The organism is Sphingomonas xinjiangensis, from assembly GCF_014199255.1.
GTDB lineage: Bacteria > Pseudomonadota > Alphaproteobacteria > Sphingomonadales > Sphingomonadaceae > Sphingomonas > Sphingomonas xinjiangensis.
On record NZ_JACIJF010000024.1, the window covers coordinates 18,036 to 36,335 of the forward strand.

Below are 18,300 nucleotides of genomic sequence, written 5' to 3' on the forward strand. Positions count from 1 at the left end.
CCGGCCGGGAACGAGTCCGCGTGGCGAGCGATTCCGTTCGGTGAAGCGCTTCGATCCGTCTCTAAGCCGGCACGAGCTGAACGCCCTCCCTGTGACGGCGCCCGATGGGCCTGAGTCCATCCACTTCATCACCTGTCCGGCGTGCGGGCAGGCAGTCGACTGCCGCAACCTAGGCGACGTTTTCCACCATGAGGAGCCGGGGCACGAGCCGCTTCCGGACCATGCGCCGGAGCCACCGCTGACGTTCATCGAGCCGATGCTGCCGACGCTTGTGGACGCCCCGCCCGAGGGGAATGGCTGGATTCACGAGGTGAAGTATGACGGCTACCGCACCCAGCTGGTGATCGATGGAGGAGAGGTCCGAGCCCTCACGCGCAATGGGCATGACTGGACCAAGGAGTACCGCCCGATCGTCGAGGCGGCCGCTGGCCTAAGCTGCCGGCGAGCGATCATCGACGGCGAGGTCGTGCTCCAGGATCAGCACGGCCGATGTGACTTTGGCGGCTTACGGTCCGCAATCACCCGCGCGCCCGAGAGCCTCGTGTTCATGGCATTCGACCTGCTGCACCACGACGACACGAACGTGCGGCCCTTGCCGATCGAGCAACGCCGAGAGCGGCTCGAGGAGCTGGTCGGGTGCTTCGATGCCGGCGCTTCTATCCACTTCAGCCAGGATGTGCGCGGGGGAGGGGAGGCGTTCTTCCAAGCCGTTGAGCAGATGGGCTTGGAGGGGATCGTCTCGAAGAAGCGTGGAAGCCGCTACCATAGCGGCCGAGCGCGCAACTGGCTCAAGACCAAAGCCTGGGCACAGGACGAGTTTCTGGTGGTCGGCACCGAGGCCACGCCGGGAGAGCCGGTGTCAGCTTTGCTCGCACGCGAGACGAATGATGGGCTTGAGTATGTCGGGGGTGCTGCGGTGACGTTGGCTGCTGACATTCGAGACCTGTTCTATGCAGTTGTCGAGCAGCTGGAGCGTCGGAAGCCGCTACCAAACATGCCCAAGACCAAGAAGGCTCGATGGATCGAGCCAAAGATGCGCGTGAGCGTCCGATACCTGAAAGGGAGCGACAAGCTGCGCCACGCTTCGTTGATCGATGTGGTCGAACTCGCTGGCATTCGGCGGCGGAGCTAGCCCCGGACACCTGGCCCGAGCGACGCGTTGTGCAGCAAGTTCCTGAAAACACTGCACGCAAGCAAGACCAGGAGAGGGCAGCACTATGAACATACAAGCTTACGAGGCTCCACTTACGCAGTGGAAGGCAACGGTTCTCGATTATGTGCGATCGGGCGTTCCCGACCTCACCAACCGTCAAATGGCTCTGTTGCTACTGATCCACCTCGACGAAGGACCTCACACGATCCGCGGCGTGGCCAAGGTGCTCAAGGTGACCAAGCCGGTGATTACGCGTGCGCTGACCAGGCTGTCTGAATTGCGGCTTGCCCGACGGGCTCCCGATCCAAAAGACAAGCGAAACGTCTTTGCCGTCGCTACTCCTGAAGGCGCAGAGTTCTTACGAAAGCTTCAACATCTCCACCTTGGACACGCCTGAGCAATAATATGAAATTGGCAATATACCCAATCCCGATTAAGTAGCGGGTGACGCGATTACGCGCTCATCACAGCAGGACAGGTATGTTGAACGAAACTGAGCAATCTCTCGTAGCCCTTACCGCCGATATCGTTGCTGCACATGTCAGCAACAACAGTGTTTCGGTGAGCGACATTCCGACGCTCATTGCCAATGTTCATGGCGCGCTGAACGGACTTAGTGAGCCTGTCGAGCCTGAGCCTGTGAAGCAGGAGCCAGCGGTTTCGGTCCGCTCGTCTGTGAAGCCCGACTACATCGTCTGCCTGGAAGACGGTAAGAAGCTCAAGATGCTCAAGCGTCACATCATGACGCACTACCAGATGACCCCTGAGCAGTACCGCACCAAGTGGAACCTGCCTGCTGACTACCCGATGGTTGCGCCGGACTATGCTGCGCAGCGGCGCGATCTCGCCAACAAGATCGGCCTTGGCCGTAAGCCCAAGGCGGCAGCGGCGCCGGCTACAAAGGCCAAGGCACCTGCTGCACGCAAGGCAAGCGCGCCGGCTGAGGACGCCTAAACCAGCCTCTGGGTCGCGGCTAACGTCGCGGCCCAGATTGCCTTAGAACATCAGCTGCCGGAGTTGCCCGCGCTGTTCCTTGCCGAGATCTGCCTCGAGATCCCGGCGATAGCGGCTAAGCGCCGCGCTTGAGCGAGGATCGCTCAGATCCTGCGCAAAACGTTGAACCCGCTCCAGCTCGCGGATCAGACCCACAGTTACGGTCATCGCTACTCTCCGGCCCCCCGGATCGATGCGCCATCCTCCGGTAAAATACGTAAAGACTTGGTTAACGGCGCGATGAACGCGCTAGGCTGCGCGACGATCGGCAAAAATGCTTGTGAGTAGGCGCAAGCCGCTAGCTCAGACAGCCCGCATCCTCGGGAGCAACCTTCTCAAAGGCCTTCATCACGGCGTTCAGCGTGACCGGCTTCATGAGAACTGGGCTGGTGTTCTTCGCCTCGCACTCAAAGGGCGTGCCGGTGATGAAGATCACTGGAATGTCGCCGAGCTGATTGTGGATCTGCTCCACGGCACGAGGACCAGTCCCTTCAACCAACCTGACATCTGACGTGATGACCGTGGGCCGATGTCGTGCTGCAAACGCAACAGCGTCCGCCTCGGTAGCCGCGATGTCGAAGGATGAGGCGCCCGCCAGCTCGAGAGCTTCCTCTATGAACATGGCGACCATAGGCTCGTCTTCGATGATCAACACGTGACACATGAGCCAGCGCGCCTTCTACCCTGATTACAACGACTTAACGCCACTGCGGGCTGTAAGGTCCGTCTCTTTCTTAGCGAATGTTGGTACGGACGGCGGGACTCGAACCCGCACGCCCCGAAGGGCAGGGGATTTTAAGTCCCCGGCGTCTACCATTCCGCCACGTCCGCACGGTTGGACCGGAGAAGCGTCGGCCGCTCTAAAGGTCAAGCGGGCCGAAGCCCGACGGGATCACTTATCCCGCTCAGCCCGCTTGCGATCTGCCTTGCGAGCCCGGCTGATCGCAGCAGCGTGCTCGCGCGCCCGCTTCTCCGAAGGCTTCTCAAAGTGCTTACGCAGCTTCATCTCGCGATAAACGCCCTCGCGCTGGAGCTTCTTTTTCAAGACCCGCAGGGCTTGGTCGACGTTGTTATCGCGAACTTCTACTCGCATGCGAACTCTGCTCTCTTCGTTGGTGTCGCGCGCTACCGTGTGCCGGCTGCTCTTAGCAAGAGCCGGCAGGTCCTCCAGTCGGTGGGATGAATGTGCCGGCTACTCAGCTGGTGTGGCGGCGAACAAGCGTTCCGCTTGGCGGCGGCCGATACCTTCGCCTCGTTCTGCCATCCGCTCCCAGGTCTCAGCGGCCAAGATGCAGCGGTTGCGGACGTTGACCAGGGTGGTCGCTTCCGCCGCCTCCCGCTGCTCACGTGCGCGCTCACGGTAAAAAGCCGAGTTCTCAGCCATAGGTCCCCTCCATCGACGGCCGCACAACGAAAACGAAGGCGAAACGTTGCCGCGAGTCGGAGATCGACCTGAAGTTGGCGCGCCGGTCCGCCCCCCAGTCAAAGCCGCCGGAACGATATTTTTAGCTCGGCTGCGTAGTCGGAAACCCGCCGCTTTCCCGACATCGTTGCACGTCCGCACCGCCCGCGCTCGCGCTTCGGAGCGCTGAATCCGCTTCGCGAGGGTTGACCAAACCCCTGCAGTAACGGAACATTAGGGGAACGAGTAGAGTCTCAGAACCATCATGTCCGCCGCCCTCGATTCCATCGCGCCTAGCATAACGCACCTGCGATCGATCGCCACGCCAGCAACCGATTACCGCGTGCTGCCCTTTGGCGTAGGCGAGATCGACAGCCGGCTTGGGGTAGGGGGACTGCGCGCCGGAGCGCTGCACGAGGCATCCGCTAGGAGCGGGTCGCTTGTCGACGACGCGGCAACAACGCTGTTCCTGGCAGGTATCGCCGCACGAGAGGCTGCAAGCACCGGGGCCCCGGTCCTGTGGGCGAGCTGCCGCACGGACCTGTACGCTCCTGGCTTGGCTCAAGCCGGTCTGCCTCCGACGAACGTCATCCATGCTCAGCCGCGAGATGATGCCGCGCTGCTCGCAGTAATCGAGGACGCCGTGCGCGACGGGACGCCCTCGGCCATCGTTGCCGAAGCGAGCAAGGTCTCGATGGTTGCCACACGCCGCCTGCAGCTCGTAGCCGCAGAAGCCGACATGCCCGTCCTGTTGCTTCGCCGTCGGCGTGGCCGCGACCAGGATCCGCTTGCCGAGCCATCTGCGGCATGGACGCGCTGGCGGATCGGTACTGCGCCTTCAGAGCGATTGCGTGTCGCGGGTGTCGGCAGGCCTCGGTGGGCTGTTGAGCTGGTCCGGCAGCGCGGCGGCGCTCCCTTTTCTCTGATTGTGGAGAGCAGCGATGAGACGGGTCGTCTCGCTGTTCCTGCCGAATTTGGCCATCGAGCGGCTGAGACGGTTGGAACGGCCCGCTACTCGGCCGCCTGAGCGGCCAGCTCTCCAGCTTCCCGTCGACGATGATCCTGGTGCCTGCTCCGTTCCTCGTGGCGGTGGCTGGCGCCCAGGCGCGCGTTGGGCGCGAGGAGGCAGCTCACGGGAGGACGTAGAGGCGCAGATCGCCTCGCTGCCCGTGCATGCGCAGCCTCCCATGCGTGAGCTTGGCCGGCGCTCGGAGGCCGCTAGTCATCCTTTCAAAGGCGCGGCGAATGCCGTTCCCCTGAAGGCGATCGCGGCACCCCCGGCAGTCGAGTATGCCCCGCTGGCTCTGGTGGGCAAGGTCGGTCGCCGCGAGGAGGTTGTTGCTGCCTGCAGCGCGGCCCTCGCGCTTGGTATCCACCCCGGCATGGCGGCCACGCATGCCCGCGCATTGGTATCGGACCTCGACTTCCGCCCCGCCGAACCCGAAGCAGACGCGGCGCTGCTCGACCGGTTGGCTTTGCTAGCGGTGCGGCGCTGGTCGCCGATCGCGGCAGTGACCCCCTCGGACGGGATCTGGATTGACCTAACCGGCTGCGAGCATCTGCACGGCGGGGAGGAGCGGTTCTGCCGGCGATTGCTCGCATTCTGTCGCCGAGCTGGCTTTACCGCTCGCGTTGCTGTGGCGGACACCGCCGGCGCCGCGCACGCCCTAGCGAGGTTTGGACCTGGCGACATCATACGGGTTGAGCCAGGTGCTACCGCGCAGGCGATCTCACCGCTGCCGATTGCTGCCCTTCGGCTCGCACCAACTGCGCTGGCAGCTGCCCGCAAGTTCGGGTTCGAGCGCGTCGCGGATCTTCTTCCCGTCGCGAGAGGACCACTGGCGCGCCGCTTAGGGCTGCCTGCGATCACGCGTCTCGATCAAGCGCTAGGGGCGGTTGCTGAGCCAATCACGCCACGCGAGGATGCCGAAGTTCCTCATGTGGAGCGGCGTCTCCTCGAGCCGATCGGGACCGCAGAGGCCATCGAGCAGGTCATGGGCGATTTGCTTCGCGATCTTGCAGAGGTCCTGCAGGCGCGTGGGCTCGGAGCACGCTCGCTGCGTTTGACCGGCTTGCGCATCGATGGTGGGGAGCAAACCGTGGCGGTTGGCACCTCACGCCCAACGCGAGAGGTTTCGCACCTTCTGCGCCTACTGAAGCTCCGCATTGAGCGGATCGACCCAGGCATGGGGTTGGAGCAGTTCTCGCTGGTCGCGCCCCACACTGAGCCGCTCGATGCGGTGGACCTCGGCGCGGTACTCGCCGGCGAGACGCTGGTACGAGATCCCTCTCGCTTGGTGGACGTGATCGCCGGACGGATCGGACCTAGCTTTGTCTTCCGCGTAACTCCCGTTGATAGCCACGTGCCGGAGCGGGCGGTGACGCGGTCGGACCCGGTAGAAGCGTCGGGCGATTGGCCCAAGTGGGAGCGCCCGATACGGCTGTTTGCGCGAGCCGAGCCGCTTTCGGGGGTCATGGCTCTGATGCCGGACCAACCTCCAAGACGCTTTGAGTGGCGCGGCAAGCCTCACAGGGTCGTGGCCGCTGACGGGCCTGAGCGCATCCATGGTGAGTGGTGGCGCCGTGACGCGGAGACGTGGGGCGTCAGGGACTATTACCGCGTCGAGGATGAGGAGGGTGGCCGTTTCTGGGTCTTCCGGCGTGGCGACGGCGTTGAAGGCAACACTGGGGATCTGACCTGGTGGATGCACGGCATCTTCGCATGAGCCGGTATGTCGAGCTTCAGGTGCTCACCCACTTCTCGTTACTGCGCGGTGCGTCGGGCCCCGACGAGCTGTTCGCTGCGGCGGCTCTTCAGGGATACCCGGCCATCGGGATTAGCGACATCGGCACCGTTGCCGGTGTGGTGCGAGCCTGGGAGGCGCAGAAGGCCACCGGCGTCCGCTCGATTGCAGGTGCGCGGGTTGAGCTGTCCTGCGGCCGACGCCTGCTGCTTTACCCCACAGACCGCCCAGCCTGGTCGCGCATCACCCGACTTCTGACTGTCGGAAAGAAGCGGGCGGGGAAGGGCGGATGCCTCCTCCATTGGACCGACCTCCAGCCCTGGTCGGAAGGCGTGATTGCGATCCTGCTTCCCCACGAGGCCGACGAGGAGAACCTTGCCGCACTTGCGGACCTCAAGAAGATCTACGGGCGCCGCGGCTATATGGCGCTGTTCCAGCGCCGGCGGCCCAACGACACCGTGCGGATCGACGCGCTGGCGCGTCAAGCTGGAGGCGCCGGCGTCCGCGCAGTCGTCACCGGTGACGTGCTGTACCACGCCCCTGAGGCTCGCCTCCTGCAAGACGTAGTGACGGCCGTGCGTGAGAAATGCACGGTCGATGAGCTGGGCTACCGGCGTGAGGTCAACGCCGACCGAGCACTGAAGCCGCCTGAAGAAATGGTGCGGCGTTTCCGCGCCTATCCCGATGCGCTGCAGGCCAGCGTGGACATCGCTCGCCTCTGCACCTTCGACCTTGGTGAGCTGGCGTACCAGTACCCGCACGAACGCGTCATCGAAGGCCTGAGCGCTCAGGAGGCACTGGAGCAGCTTTCGAGCGACGCACTCACCCGCCTGTTCAATGGCGGCGAGGTGCCGGCGGCTTACAGCGATCAGATCGCGCATGAGCTCAAGCTGATCGCCGAGCTGGGTTACGCGCCTTACTTCCTGACGGTGAACGCGATCGTGCGGGAGGCGCGTCGACGCGGCATCCTTTGCCAGGGCCGCGGCTCGGCCGCCAACTCCTGTGTCTGCTTTGTGCTGGGGATCACGTCGATCGATCCCATCAAGCACGAGCTGCTGTTCGAGCGCTTCGTGTCAGGCGAGCGGCGAGAGCCGCCAGACATCGACGTCGACTTCGAGCATGAGCGCCGCGAAGAGATCATCCAGTGGATCTACGAGACCTATGGACGTGATCGATCCGCGCTCACCGCTGTTGTCACTCGCTACCGAGCACGTGGCGCGGTTCGGGATGTCGGCAAAGCGCTCGGCCTGCCGGAGGACCTGACGTCCTCGCTGGCAGGGCTGGTGTGGGGTTGGTCGGCCGAAGGCGTCGGCGAGAAGCAAGTGGAGGAACTCAACCTCGACATCGCCGATCGCCGGCTGCGCCTGACGCTGGATCTCGCGCGCAAGCTGATCGGCGTGCCTCGGCACATGAGTCAGCATCCCGGCGGCTTCGTTCTGACCCATGATCGCCTTGATGACCTAGTGCCGATCGAGCCGGCAGCGATGGAAGATCGCCAGATCATCGAATGGGACAAGGACGACATCGATGCTCTGAAGTTCATGAAGGTGGACGTGTTGGGACTGGGCATGCTCGGCTGCATGAACCGTGCCTTCAACATGCTCGAGCAGGACAAGGGCATTTGCATCGGGCTTGCCGACCTGCAGGACGACGATCCAGCGGTCTATGCCATGATCCAGAAGGCGGACACGCTCGGCACCTTCCAGATCGAAAGTCGCGCGCAGATGTCGATGCTGCCGCGCATGAAGCCCCGGCGCTTCTACGATCTCGTGATCCAGGTCGCCATCGTGCGCCCCGGCCCGATCCAGGGCGACATGGTTCACCCCTATCTGCGCCGACGCGAGGGGCTGGAAAAGCCCGAATACCCGCGCCCCGAGCTTCGCGCGGTGCTGGAGAAGACGCTCGGCGTTCCGCTCTTCCAGGAGCAGGCGATGAAGGTGGCGATCGTCGGTGCCGGCTTCACGCCGGCAGAGGCCGACCAGCTGCGTCGCGCCATGGCCACCTTCAAGTTCACCGGCGGCGTGTCGCACTTTTCCGAGAAGCTCATCGAAGGAATGGTGGCGCGTCAGTACCCGCGCGAGTTCGCTGAGCGGACCTTCCGCCAGCTCGAAGGTTTCGGCTCGTATGGCTTTCCTGAGAGCCACGCCGCCTCTTTCGCCAAGATCTCCTACGCCTCGTCGTGGATGAAGCATCACCACCCTGACGTGTTCTGTGCCGCGCTCATGAACGCGCAGCCCATGGGGTTCTACGCGCCGGCGCAGATCGTGCGTGATGCTCGCGAGCATGGCGTTGATGTCCGGCCACCCTGCGTGAACGCAAGCCGGTGGGATTGCACATTGGAGCCAACCGGCGGACGTTTCCTCGCCGTGCGGCTTGGTCTCCGGCAGATCCGCGGTCTCTCCAACGCTGATGGCGCCAAGATCGTCGGCGCACGCAGCACGACGCCGTTCGAATCCGTCGAGGATGTGTGGCGCCGATCAGGTGTCCAGCGCGCCGCGATTGAGAAGCTGGCTGATGGAGACGCCTTCCACGCCTTTGGCGCCGATCGCCGGCAGGGGCTCTGGAAGGTGAGGGGCTTGGGCGAGGCGCCCCTGCCTCTCTTCGCTGCCGCCGACCGCTCGGCCGAGACCTTCAGCGCGGAGGGGATCGAGCCGGGTGTCGCGCTGCGGCCCCTGACAGACGGCCGTGAAGTTATCGAGGACTATCGCTCGCTCCAGCTCTCGCTTCGAGCGCACCCTCTGACGTTCGTGCGAGATGAGCTGACGCGCAGCGGTGTGACCAAGTGCGCCGACCTCGCCAACATCCGCGACGGCCGTCGCGTTGAAGTCGCTGGCATCATCCTGGTTCGCCAGAAGCCCGGCTCAGCCAAGGGTGTCCTGTTCATCACCATCGAGGATGAGACAGGGATCGCCAACGGCATCCTGTGGCCTGACCGCTTCGAGGCGCAGCGCCGCACCGTAATGTCGGCGTCGATGATCGGGATGAAAGGAATCGTCCAAAAGGAAGGCGAGGTGATCCACGTCATCTGCGAGAAGATCATCGATCATGGCGCTCTGCTCCACCGCATCGGTGGTATGTCCTTCCCGCATCGAACCGGCAGGGGCGATGCAGGTCAGCATCCCGGTTCGCCGGACCAGCGCGACAAGAGCTGGAGCCCTGAGCCGCGCAACTGCTACTGGCCGCCTCACACGGACGGCATGGATCCCGAAGAGGTCGTGCGCTTCAAGTCGCACGACTTCCATTGATCCATGGCGAAGCTCCACCGCCATCAGCGCGTCGTCATCGCGCTCTCCGTTCACATTCTGCGCTCGGGCGTTACACGCTCGGGTGACAGCCGCGTCGATGGCGTGGAGGTCCGGCTCGCCTTGCGCTGCCTGCTGCCGCACTGTCCAGAACGTTGGCCGCTCGAGCTCTACTGGGATGCAGCCCAGCAGGAAAACGAGATCGGCAGGGCTCAAGGCGTCACCGCCGCATTTAACGGCATTGTCCGGCAGCTCCGGCGCGCTGGATGCTATGAGGAAGTAACACCGTCGTGATCCCGTTGGCTAAAACGAAGACCCAAGGTGGCGGTGGCAGCTGATCGCACATACTCCACTCTGGCTGAGTGGGCTGAGGACCGCGCGGACATGCTCATCGTCTGCAAATGCGGTCGGACGATCAACTTGCCTTCTGACAAGATCCTGACGCGCTTCCGGTATGCTGGGAGCGTCACGCTCGCCGCATCGCGCCTACGCTGCTCCTCGTGTAGGAGGCGCGGTCACGCGACGATCACGCCGGTGCCAGTCCTTCGGCGTTAGGCGATCGAATGTGTCTGCGTTCGGCCTTCAGCGTCATGCGCTAGTACGGCCGTGACCGACTGAACTCCTGTGCTAGAAACTGGTCTGGGATTTCTGAAGTAGATTGTGGGTAGGCCAAAGGCCTCTTTGGATGAAAGTGGGAAGCGGATGATCACGAGAATCTGCAGATTTTCTCATCTCAGGACGTTGGCCGCAGCTGGCTTGCTTACGAACGGCTGCATGAGCGCCGCACCTACTCCTGACCTGGAGCCGGCCATAGCGGCACTGTTGGCGCGCTATGAACAACCAAGCACTTTAACAGGCGCCTGCCATTGGATGCACGCCAGGGTAACACCGGTGCGCGATGTGCTCGGCCAAATGCTTGGGCCCGATGAACATTCTCCGCAGCGATTTTCCCCGGCAGAGGGTAGCGATCTACCGGAGGCTGCCCGATACGGCGCAGCGATCGCCTTCCCGCGTGACAATCCCCGCCTGGGTGAGCAGGCCTTCTCCTTACCAGGAGAAGTTCAGCTGTCTGGTAGCCTGGTGATTGGCGATTTGCGCTGTGCCGGTAACTCAGCGGTGAATGTCGGCGCGGAGCAGGCCTTCTCAGCGACCATCCTTGTGGACGATGTTAAGCCTGCCGCCGGCAGTTAGATGCGATCAAAGCTCTGAGCTGCGACACTGATCATCTCTCTCACGATGCCTGAAAGCACGTGGGCTCGTTGCGCGGGCTAGACTAGATCCCAAGCCCGACCAGCATGAGGCACAACGCCAGAACTCCCGCTGCAAACCTTCCCACGCCGGCCCAATACGCCGCTTGGCTGCGCAGCACTTTGCGGCGGCTAAACCCCACCTTCGTCCGGATGGAGAGATACCCCTCGACGATCAACACCGAGCCGACAATGAACAGCAGCACGGAGAACAGCTTCACGAACCGAAGTGCGCTCATGTCGCTGAGGGCGAAGGTCGCCACGAGGACGAGGGTGAGCACCCCGTAGATTGTGTAGCCAAGGTCCAGCAGGCTGCGGAGGTGCGACACGCCCGCGTGGCGTATGCTTGGAATCCTGATGATCGGGCGATAGCAGGCATTGCAGCTGCGCAGCCTAGTTTCAGCCGGCCAACCGAGCAGCGGTGACCGGCAACAGGGACACTGCGGCAGGCGGCGGCCGAATGGCGCGTTCATGCCTGGCCGCTCTGGCAGTAGTACACCTCGATCGTCGACGGACCGCGCTTTATGCCCTCGATCGTCACTGAGCCTGCCAGATCCGTATCCGGAGCGGCGTCACCGATCAGCTTCCACCACATGCCGTCAGGTGCGCGCAGAAGCATACCGCGCTCGTTCGCCGCCAGCGTACCGGCAAGCCGCACGCGATCGTCAGCCTCGTTCATGCTTCCTGACTTCCTGTGGTGTCGTGGAAGGCACTATAGCATTCGGGAGCGCAGTGAACGAGGCGCCGACCGCGACAAGTGGCCTGATAGCCGTCCATCATGACAGGCTGATGAGCAAGCCGGCTGCAGGGCTGGTTCGCTCGATCCTTGTACCCGCACGGTACGGCTAAAGGCTCCAGCTCGACCTCGCAGACAAGATCCGAGGTAGGTTCATCCAGTGGCTCCGGCTCAGCGAACAGGTCTGCTTGCAGCTTCATCGCGCACCTCAATCAGGGAAGGGGGCAGCGCTCGCCGAGGTACATCTGACACCTCCAGCTCACGCCGCCCTTCCTTCACCCTCTCTTCCTCACCTGACGCCAGGGGCCGTGCTGACAGGCAGCGGCTGCACCTGGGGCACTGCAGGCGCTGGAGCGGGAACCGGGGCAGGGGCGCTCGCCACCACAGGCGTGAGGCGGGTGCGAGCGTCAAGCGCCAGCTTTCTGTAGGCGTCCAGGAGCGCGAGCGAGGTGATCTTGCCCATGTCGGTGTTGGTATAGCCGCCGCCCAGCGCCCCGATGCCGGCGTTCAGAAGCAAGCCGCCGCCAAGGATCGAGAGATCCTTCTTTCGCACCTGGCCCGTCGCGATCGCCTGCTGAATGCCGGTCTTCACCTCCACCAGCGTGAGGACGACTTGGCTCTCCAGTTTCTTGCTTTTAAATCCAATGGCGCCGCCGAACATGCCCCCGATTCCGCCGCCGCTGCCGCCGGCATTACCGTCTGAATAGACGACGCTTGCGTGGAGGAGATAGTCAGCGGCGCGAAGTGTGGCGGTGTTCGCGCCGTTCGCTACCGAGCCGCCGGCGGCAAGTTCGCGCTCGCGCTGCAGGGCGTCGAAGCCCTCACCACGATCGACGATCTGGAAGCAGTTCGACTGAGCAGTCAGGAGCTTGAGCAGCGGGATCGGATCGACACGCGCTGCGCCGCCGCCGTTCTGTGCTTCGGCCATGCGGACCAGCGCGGCCATGCCAGGTGGAAGGTCTTGGGCGGATGGCGCAGCGCTGCGCTTCTCCACGATCGCCATGGTGCCAAAGGGCTGCGCACAGCGCGGCACTTCGGAGGTTTCATCAACGCCAGTGCCGCCTTTGCCGAGTTTCTGTGCCTGGGCAGGCATGGCAGCGAGGCAAGCAAGGCTGATTGTTGCAAACAGGTACCGCATAAACACTTCCCCTCAGAGCAATGGTTCAGGATCGGTGATGTTGAGCTTCGTCTTCAGATTGCCGTTGACCGTGCGATGCAGATCGATCCCGCGGGTCCACCCCGGCTCGACTGTCATGTTCTGAGCGACCGTCTCGTAAGCGGTAGAGGATCCGAAGAAGCGCTTCGGTCCGTGCCACTTGTTGCCTTCGATTATGTTCACCCGAAATGTGCCGGATGGCACCGGGACTGTCACGCTGTCATTTCGCTCGACATAGATCGAGATGATGTGCCTGCCCGAAGAAGGATCGAGCAGTTGAACAACGGCGTTCGCCTTTTTGGTCGTCACTCGGAACTTGGAGATTGCCGTCTTCGGGTCGAGGTCCGCACTAATCGTGACGCTGCCCGACTTCGGGAAGGGTATCGATTGCTCGAGGTCGGGTAGCCATCCTGACCGCTTGGCGTCCATGACGAAAGGGATCAGCGCCAAAACCGCACCAAGCCCAAAGATCCACTTTTGTGCTGGATGTGCCCGGAAGCTGGACCCGAGTTCCACTCTCGATCTAGCGTCGTTCCAGACGGTACGTCCCGCGCGAGCGCTTCGCTCGCGGTGCCGCTCGCGCATGTAGTCGCGATCCTCAATGCCCATTGGTCGGCCTCTCGACGCATTGGGAGCGCCGCGCGATTGCACGGGCGTGGAGGATCCGCAGTTCCTGGGCAAAGTCCACGATCAGGTAGGAGAACTCGTCCGCGACGTCCTTCTCAGCATCGCACTCAGGGGCGATTGAGGCGGCAGCGAGCACCAGGTGTGCGGCCGCAATCGGATGGGCTTCCATGAGGTGAAATGATTGTGTGCGGAAGCCATCAGCCAGATCGACGTCGGAGATTTTGCTGAAACCACCCGGCTCGGGCTCGGCCGATAACGATCCTTCCTCGATCTTGCTCATAGCTCTAACCCCAGGTTCTTCTCGGGCACAGGCAGCTGCCGCCCTTCTTTTGCAGCGCTGATGTTCACGCCCATGTCGTCGTGCTTCTTGGCCACGCCCATCTCGTCGGGCTTGGCGTAGCGAGCCGCATCCTTTTCAGTGAACTCAGGAATGCGCGGCAGACTTGCGAGATCGTCGGCTCCGCTCATTCGCACCTGGCCAATGCGAACGCTCACGGTCGGAGTTGAAGCTGGGGATGTGCCGCCGAGGCTCGAACCAGGTCCGTCGATGTTGAGGCGACCAACTGTTTCGACCGCTGAGGTTTTGATGCCGGTGTTGCGGTCGAGCTGCTGCGACACCTTCTGCGTGTCATTCACCACCACCGTCAGTTCGGATCGCACACGGGTGACGGCCACGTTGAAGAGCTGCTGATTGGTGAGGTTCGTCTCGGCGCTAGACATGGCGGTTATCGCCTTCTCGGCCGTCACGCCCTGGGCCATGTGCATGTTGAGCGAGTAAGCCAGGTCGATCCGCGAAAGCATCGGATCGCCGTGTGGAAGAGTAAGCGTCTCCTTCGCTCCGGTCTCGACCGTCACGCCTTTGCTGTCGATCGCCAGGACGCGGGCCATTCCAGACCGGTGAAGCTCTCGATCCTTATCCTTGTCCGTCCAGCGAAGTGCGTCGCCTTCGTGGATCCGGATGCCCTTGGGCGTCGAAAGCTCGAGGCGGTTCTCAGTGATCTTCGGATCGATCTTCTGCGGGTCGATCTTCAGCTTGCGGCCATCGCGCTCGAGCTCGACCTTGCCGTTGGGGAGGACGCGCGAAACGTTGAACGTGCCGCGGTATAGCCTAAGCTCCGGTATCCTGCCGGTCACCTCAAGGATCTGACCAGCGGAGTAGTTCTTGGCGTAGCGCAGTTCCTCGCGGGTGAGGTTCACCGGCTCGCGCACCGTCAGCGCAAGTCCCTCGCCCTTGAGCGTGCCCTCGGCGGCAAGCCCCTCCTGGATCCGGTTGTTGATCGTGGCGCGAGCATCGCGGCCCGACGCGAACACGGCCGTGGCGGCGCGCTCCTCCTTCGAGAGCCCCAGCCAGAGGTCGGCAGCATGAAGGGCAGGGTTCTCGTTCTGCACCACCTTGTCACCAAGGACACGCAGCGCGTCGCTGGCTTTGCCGACATTTGCGAGCGCGGCCACGGTCCTCAAGGTGTCGGTCTTCTGGCGCAGGTTCTCGTTCATGTAAGCGACGGTGACCCCGCCTGCCTGCATCATCGAGAAAGCCTTGCCCGCGTCGATCGAGGCGAGCTGCTTGCGGTCCCCGACCAAAGCCAGCTTGTCGACGCCCAGGGCCTCGCTGATTTGGATGAGCTTGAGCATATCGTTCGAGGACACCATCGACGCCTCGTCGACTGCCAGGATGGTGTTCTTCATCTCGGCGCGCTTTGCGACTGCTTCAGGGCTGGAGCGGTCTGTGAGGAAGCGCTGGTTATGCCAGATGAAGGACGCGATCGTCTGCGCCTCGATGCCGGCGCCCTCCTTCAGGTCCGCGACCATCTTAGTCTGGAAGGCCAGCCCATGGAGTGTCTTCCCTCCGCTCTCCGCTACGCGAGCGGCAGCTTCGAAGGTCTGGGCGACGGCCTGAAGCATCGTCGACTTACCGGCGCCGGCGACGCCCTGGATCGCCACCACCTTGTCCTGGCTCGATACGATCAATGTGGCGGCGGCTAGCTGGCCCGGGTTCAGTTCATGCTTCGCTGCTGCCTGCACGCGCTCTGGCGCCTCGGCGGCAGCGATGAGAGGCGTGGCCTGACCCTTGTTCGCCTCTACCCGCTCAAGGATCTTCTCCTCGGTCTGTAGCGCCTCGCGGGTGGTTACGACTGTGTATCCGGTCTCGCCCTCCCTCGTGACGCCGGGGAGCAGCCTGCCTTGGTCGACAAGCCGATCGATGCGCTGCGAGACGTGATCGATGGTCACGCCTTTCAATCCCAGGTCCAGGGCTGTCTTAGCTAGCCGGTAGACGTCAAACGCTGCTTCTCGCTGCGAATGGATCCTCACTGCGGAAGCCACCGCAAACTGCGCTCTGGCCGCCTCGGGAGACGCTGCAAGGCGTGCCACGCCCTTATCGACCAAGGGGTCTGGCGTTCGCGTGAGATTGCCGACGAACTCACGTGCGCCTTTCACGACCTCAGCCATGAAGGCATAGCCCCGCTCGATCGGGCCGGCGCCCTCCCGGCTCATCGCGGCCGCCATTGCCTTATCGCGCAAGCTCTCGCCGTCGAACCCAAGAGCGGAGGCCTTCTCGCGCCAGTCGGCGATCAGCTTGTCTCGATCTTCGATGTTAAGCTTCGGATCCCGGGTGGTGATGGTCACCCCATCTCGGCCCTTGGGGGACGCAATTCCCAACGCCGCTGCGGCCTTCAGGATTTCGGCGCGACGCTGGCTGTTCACCTCCATCACGTCCTTGGGGACGCCGACGATCTCGAAGGTGCCGTGTTTGCCTCGGGTCTCGATTTGGTAGCCGAGCTTCTCTAACTCTGCGCGCAGGAAGCCGTGATAGATCGACCCAATCACGGTATTGTTGGACCAGATTTTGTCGGCGTGAAGTGCCATCCACTTGTCGTTGTGCTTCGTTAGATTGGCTACGAGTGCGTGGATGTGAGCCTGCGGATCCAGCGCGCGGCTCGTGTCGTGCTGCACAAGGGCGTAGAGGAGGTTGCCGGTCTTCACCGGCACCTTCTTCCCGTCGACATCCTGGCGGGTCTCAGCGAGGTTCTTTTCGATCCAGGCCATTGTCTGGCGCACCGCTTTAGTGTGCGCGCCTTCCGGTCCCAGGATGCGTTTGTCGCCGGCGACCAGCGCCATGATCGACACTGACTTGGGCGCGGAGAATGTCAGGTCATAGCCGGGTCGGCGGCCCTCGTACTGGGCGACTTTCTCACCCGATGCGATCTGCCCATTGAGCACCTTGCCCAGGTCAGATTTGGTGACCTCTCCTGACACGCCCGCAGCCTCGGCCGCGCCGCCGCCCCACTCGCTGTAATCGGCAGCGTTCTCGCCGGCGTAGTATTCCGCGGCGGCGAAATCATCCTTGCCGTAGTAGTCCGCCGCGCCACCTGCGGACTTGATCGAGGAGATTGAGTGCATCGCCTACATCCCCAGCCCTTGGTCATCGTCGGGCTGAAAATCCTGCCGCAGCTCCTTGTAGGTTTGATCCTCGACCTCAGGCGCCTGAAGGTCAGTCGCATCGTAACTTTTGTCGCTGGCAGGACGCGGCGAAAACTCTTGGTCAGGCGAGCGGCCAAGGTCCGCCTCATCATCATTATCACCCTTCTCAGGCGCTGTGCGCGGTGCCGACGGATCCATGCGTTCCATGGCCTCACGCCCTGCGATCTGGTCCTCCTCGGTCTGCCCTTCGCTGGGCTGGGAGAGGATGCCAGCGGCTAATGCCGCCGCCTCGTTCTTTGGCTCTTCCACCTCCTCAACCAACTCGGGCGATCCATCACGCCCGCCGCCTTCTTCCCGATCCGAAGCGGACCCACTTCTTCCGCGCAGTTCTTGGGCCGGCGGAGCCGGCGGGCGCTTGATGAAGCCTTCGGCGACGGTGGGGTAATGCTCCCACTGAAGCTGGATGCGCGCAGCGGGGAATCCGTCGGGAAACTTCACGAAGCCGTGCATCGATGGAAGGTTGGTGATGTCGTCAGGAATGACGAGCGGCTCGACCTGTTTACGCGGGGTCAGCGTCGAAGCATCCCGGGTGTTGTTGTAGCCGTAGCTGTACGCCTCATCCATCTGGCGAACCTCACGGCTGCCGATGTAGTTGCTGCACTGTTCGGCGGTCTCAAGATCGGCCGCTGCAAGGATCAGTTTGGTGCGTGCCAGCGAGGACAGGTTGCGGGCGTTTTCCTCGCCGTAAACCTGCACCAGCTTGTCGAAGGAGTGGAGGCCGAGGATCATCGCACCGCCAAAGTTTCGTGCGGTCTGGAGGCCGCTTTCGATGGCCGGAAGCCGGTGCAAAGCGCCAAGCTCGTCGAACATGAACCAGGTCCGCAGCGAGCGCGTGCGCGGCATGGACATGAGCGAGTAAATCGCCAGGTTGCTCCACAGCGTGAGCAGTGCCTTGTTCATTTCCAAATCGGTGTAGTTGGAGGTGATGAAGAGGATCGATCCGGGCTTCTTGTCGCGGGTGATCCAGTCACGGATCGAGAAGGGCTCGCCCTCATTCGGTAGGAAGCGAAGCACCTGTGCGTTGGTGTTGAAGACCGCGCGAATGGACTCTGCCATGCGGGCCGCTTCCGGGGCTGTCAGCGGGTCGGCAATCGTCTTTGCGAGGTACTTGTGAACCTGCTTGAGATCGGCCGTCATCAGGTTCTCAGCGAGCGCCCGATTGGAAGTCTGTTTCTTCTCGATGAGCTTCATGCACATTTCGATGAAGAGGGTCCGAGCAGCCATCGCCCAGAAGGGCTCAGCAGAGCCGCCGTCTGAGGGGATCAGAGCGGCAGCAGCGGCGGTAAACTCGCTATAGGTCGTGCAGTCGTTGAAGATCGTCCAGGCCGGGCAACGTGCGTCCAGCGGGTTCAGGATCGTATCACGCGAGGGGTCGTAAAAGGCCTCAACGTAAGCGCCGGTGAGGTCGAACACGACGGCGCTGTCTTTGCGCTCCTGCATCTGCTTGATGAGCTTGCGCAACGCGGTGGTTTTACCCGCGCCGGTGGTGCCGATCAGCATCGTGTGGGACTGCTCAAGTC

At 63.0% G+C, this 18,300-nt stretch carries 19 protein-coding genes and 1 tRNA gene; 8 read left to right on the top strand and 12 right to left on the bottom strand.

The features are described from left to right. Positions 1–91: 91 nt before the first annotated feature. From ligD to FHT02_RS19255, 3 genes are all read left to right on the top strand, one after another. Positions 92–1,132, top strand: a complete 1,041-nt coding sequence (gene ligD / locus FHT02_RS19245; RefSeq protein ID WP_184091478.1) for a non-homologous end-joining DNA ligase — start codon at positions 92–94, stop codon at positions 1,130–1,132. Between the two features lie 85 nt (positions 1,133–1,217). Next, positions 1,218–1,550, top strand: coding sequence for a MarR family transcriptional regulator (locus tag FHT02_RS19250; RefSeq protein WP_184091480.1), 333 nt, complete (start codon positions 1,218–1,220; stop codon positions 1,548–1,550). Between the two features lie 83 nt (positions 1,551–1,633). Next, positions 1,634–2,107, top strand: a complete 474-nt coding sequence (locus FHT02_RS19255; protein ID WP_184091482.1) for a Ros/MucR family transcriptional regulator — start codon at positions 1,634–1,636, stop codon at positions 2,105–2,107. A gap of 42 nt (positions 2,108–2,149) precedes the next feature. Here the strand turns inward: FHT02_RS19255 and FHT02_RS19260 are convergent, their stop codons facing one another. The 5 genes from FHT02_RS19260 to FHT02_RS19280 form a co-directional block, all read right to left on the bottom strand. Beyond that, on the bottom strand, positions 2,150–2,314 hold the full coding sequence (locus FHT02_RS19260) for a hypothetical protein (protein WP_184091484.1): 165 nt from the start codon (positions 2,312–2,314) through the stop codon (positions 2,150–2,152). Between the two features lie 130 nt (positions 2,315–2,444). Continuing rightward, entirely contained in the window at positions 2,445–2,801 is a 357-nt protein-coding gene (locus FHT02_RS19265; RefSeq protein ID WP_343057008.1) for a response regulator, read from the bottom strand. A gap of 90 nt (positions 2,802–2,891) precedes the next feature. After that, positions 2,892–2,977 (bottom strand) — tRNA-Leu (locus FHT02_RS19270). 61 nt (positions 2,978–3,038) lie between these two features. Then, the gene (rpsU, locus tag FHT02_RS19275) at positions 3,039–3,239 is read right to left on the bottom strand and encodes a 30S ribosomal protein S21 (RefSeq protein WP_184091488.1); all 201 of its coding nucleotides are present in this window, start codon (positions 3,237–3,239) and stop codon (positions 3,039–3,041) included. 99 nt (positions 3,240–3,338) lie between these two features. Further along, positions 3,339–3,530: a hypothetical protein gene (locus FHT02_RS19280; RefSeq protein WP_184091490.1), complete on the bottom strand. Its 192-nt coding sequence runs from the start codon at positions 3,528–3,530 to the stop codon at positions 3,339–3,341. Between the two features lie 283 nt (positions 3,531–3,813). Between FHT02_RS19280 and FHT02_RS19285 the strand changes: the two genes are divergently transcribed. The 5 genes from FHT02_RS19285 (at position 3,814) to FHT02_RS19305 (ending at position 10,725) form a co-directional block, all read left to right on the top strand. Beyond that, entirely contained in the window at positions 3,814–4,575 is a 762-nt protein-coding gene (locus tag FHT02_RS19285; protein ID WP_184091492.1) for an ImuA family protein, read from the top strand. Between the two features lie 160 nt (positions 4,576–4,735). Beyond that, on the top strand, positions 4,736–6,274 hold the full coding sequence (locus tag FHT02_RS19290) for a Y-family DNA polymerase (RefSeq protein WP_184091494.1): 1,539 nt from the start codon (positions 4,736–4,738) through the stop codon (positions 6,272–6,274). Beyond that, positions 6,271–9,537 (top strand): error-prone DNA polymerase, encoded by a 3,267-nt coding sequence (locus FHT02_RS19295; protein WP_184091496.1) that lies wholly within the window; start codon positions 6,271–6,273, stop codon positions 9,535–9,537. The genes FHT02_RS19290 and FHT02_RS19295 overlap by 4 nt, the downstream gene beginning before the upstream one ends. 3 nt (positions 9,538–9,540) lie before the next feature. After that, positions 9,541–9,828 carry a hypothetical protein gene (locus FHT02_RS19300; protein WP_184091312.1) on the top strand — a complete coding sequence of 96 codons (288 nt, stop codon included), beginning with the start codon at positions 9,541–9,543 and terminating at the stop codon, positions 9,826–9,828. Between the two features lie 480 nt (positions 9,829–10,308). Further along, the gene (locus tag FHT02_RS19305; protein WP_184091498.1) at positions 10,309–10,725 is read left to right on the top strand and encodes a hypothetical protein; all 417 of its coding nucleotides are present in this window, start codon (positions 10,309–10,311) and stop codon (positions 10,723–10,725) included. Positions 10,726–10,807: 82 nt separating this feature from the next. Here the strand turns inward: FHT02_RS19305 and FHT02_RS19310 are convergent, their stop codons facing one another. The 7 genes from FHT02_RS19310 to FHT02_RS19340 all read right to left on the bottom strand — a co-directional run. Beyond that, the gene (locus tag FHT02_RS19310) at positions 10,808–11,254 is read right to left on the bottom strand and encodes a hypothetical protein (RefSeq protein ID WP_184091500.1); all 447 of its coding nucleotides are present in this window, start codon (positions 11,252–11,254) and stop codon (positions 10,808–10,810) included. Beyond that, complete coding sequence (locus tag FHT02_RS19315) at positions 11,251–11,460, bottom strand: DUF5818 domain-containing protein (RefSeq protein ID WP_184091502.1); 210 nt, start codon at positions 11,458–11,460, stop codon at positions 11,251–11,253. The genes FHT02_RS19310 and FHT02_RS19315 overlap by 4 nt, the downstream gene beginning before the upstream one ends. 346 nt (positions 11,461–11,806) lie before the next feature. Beyond that, entirely contained in the window at positions 11,807–12,610 is an 804-nt protein-coding gene (locus tag FHT02_RS19320) for a CsgG/HfaB family protein (protein WP_246352566.1), read from the bottom strand. Positions 12,611–12,667: 57 nt separating this feature from the next. After that, entirely contained in the window at positions 12,668–13,123 is a 456-nt protein-coding gene (locus tag FHT02_RS19325) for a hypothetical protein (RefSeq protein WP_343057009.1), read from the bottom strand. Positions 13,124–13,271: 148 nt separating this feature from the next. Then, on the bottom strand, positions 13,272–13,580 hold the full coding sequence (locus tag FHT02_RS19330; protein WP_184091508.1) for a hypothetical protein: 309 nt from the start codon (positions 13,578–13,580) through the stop codon (positions 13,272–13,274). Continuing rightward, positions 13,577–16,699 carry a MobF family relaxase gene (gene mobF, locus FHT02_RS19335; RefSeq protein ID WP_184091510.1) on the bottom strand — a complete coding sequence of 1,041 codons (3,123 nt, stop codon included), beginning with the start codon at positions 16,697–16,699 and terminating at the stop codon, positions 13,577–13,579. The genes FHT02_RS19330 and mobF overlap by 4 nt, the downstream gene beginning before the upstream one ends. Before the next feature lie 3 nt (positions 16,700–16,702). Then, positions 16,703–18,300, bottom strand: a 1,598-nt coding sequence (locus FHT02_RS19340) for a type IV secretion system DNA-binding domain-containing protein (RefSeq protein WP_184091512.1), incomplete at its 5' end; no start/stop codon positions are given.

What these genes read in the sequence shown, in the direction of transcription:
- FHT02_RS19250 (WP_184091480.1), top strand. Translation starts at nt 1,218, where the DNA reads ATGAACATACAAGCTTACGAGGCTCCACTTACGCAGTGGAAGGCAACG.
- FHT02_RS19255 (WP_184091482.1), top strand. Translation starts at nt 1,634, where the DNA reads ATGTTGAACGAAACTGAGCAATCTCTCGTAGCCCTTACCGCCGATATC.
- FHT02_RS19260 (WP_184091484.1), bottom strand. Translation starts at nt 2,314, where the DNA reads ATGACCGTAACTGTGGGTCTGATCCGCGAGCTGGAGCGGGTTCAACGT.
- rpsU (WP_184091488.1), bottom strand. Translation starts at nt 3,239, where the DNA reads ATGCGAGTAGAAGTTCGCGATAACAACGTCGACCAAGCCCTGCGGGTC.
- FHT02_RS19280 (WP_184091490.1), bottom strand. Translation starts at nt 3,530, where the DNA reads ATGGCTGAGAACTCGGCTTTTTACCGTGAGCGCGCACGTGAGCAGCGG.
- FHT02_RS19285 (WP_184091492.1), top strand. Translation starts at nt 3,814, where the DNA reads ATGTCCGCCGCCCTCGATTCCATCGCGCCTAGCATAACGCACCTGCGA.
- FHT02_RS19290 (WP_184091494.1), top strand. Translation starts at nt 4,736, where the DNA reads ATGCGTGAGCTTGGCCGGCGCTCGGAGGCCGCTAGTCATCCTTTCAAA.
- FHT02_RS19295 (WP_184091496.1), top strand. Translation starts at nt 6,271, where the DNA reads ATGAGCCGGTATGTCGAGCTTCAGGTGCTCACCCACTTCTCGTTACTG.
- FHT02_RS19300 (WP_184091312.1), top strand. Translation starts at nt 9,541, where the DNA reads ATGGCGAAGCTCCACCGCCATCAGCGCGTCGTCATCGCGCTCTCCGTT.
- FHT02_RS19305 (WP_184091498.1), top strand. Translation starts at nt 10,309, where the DNA reads ATGAGCGCCGCACCTACTCCTGACCTGGAGCCGGCCATAGCGGCACTG.
- FHT02_RS19310 (WP_184091500.1), bottom strand. Translation starts at nt 11,254, where the DNA reads ATGAACGCGCCATTCGGCCGCCGCCTGCCGCAGTGTCCCTGTTGCCGG.
- FHT02_RS19315 (WP_184091502.1), bottom strand. Translation starts at nt 11,460, where the DNA reads ATGAACGAGGCTGACGATCGCGTGCGGCTTGCCGGTACGCTGGCGGCG.
- FHT02_RS19320 (WP_246352566.1), bottom strand. Translation starts at nt 12,610, where the DNA reads ATGCCTGCCCAGGCACAGAAACTCGGCAAAGGCGGCACTGGCGTTGAT.
- FHT02_RS19330 (WP_184091508.1), bottom strand. Translation starts at nt 13,580, where the DNA reads ATGAGCAAGATCGAGGAAGGATCGTTATCGGCCGAGCCCGAGCCGGGT.
- mobF (WP_184091510.1), bottom strand. Translation starts at nt 16,699, where the DNA reads ATGCACTCAATCTCCTCGATCAAGTCCGCAGGTGGCGCGGCGGACTAC.